Raw genomic sequence first — 253 nt, 5'->3', positions numbered from 1 at the left:
CCCTCTCGATCGATCAGCATCCGGCCGGCTTCATCCGAGAGGGCCTCGCCCAGATTCCGGACGGCATGGGAGTGTTCTTGGCGATTGCGCTCTCGCTGCAGCTCATCTATCTCGTCATCGTGGGTGCGGCACTGATGTCGATCGGCGCGAGCGCGCGTTCCAACCATCTCGGTTTCGGCGCGCCCGTCATCGGCGGCGTTGTCACCTACGTCGTGATGACCGCGGTGAGCTTCGTGGCGATGCTGCTCGTACC

General features: G+C 64.0%; 1 protein-coding gene. It reads left to right on the top strand.

The genetic code is table 11. From position 1 onward, the window contains the following. Window positions 1-253, top strand: a 253-nt coding sequence (locus tag SB717_RS37820; RefSeq protein ID WP_410908302.1) for a hypothetical protein, incomplete at both ends; no start/stop codon positions are given.

The sequence above is a fragment of the Priestia sp. SIMBA_032 genome (genome assembly GCF_046535215.1).
Taxonomy (GTDB): Bacteria; Bacillota; Bacilli; order Bacillales; family Bacillaceae_H; genus Priestia; species Priestia aryabhattai.
The sequence above is the reverse complement of the archived record's forward strand: the minus strand, read 5'-3'. Positions and strand labels throughout refer to the sequence as shown.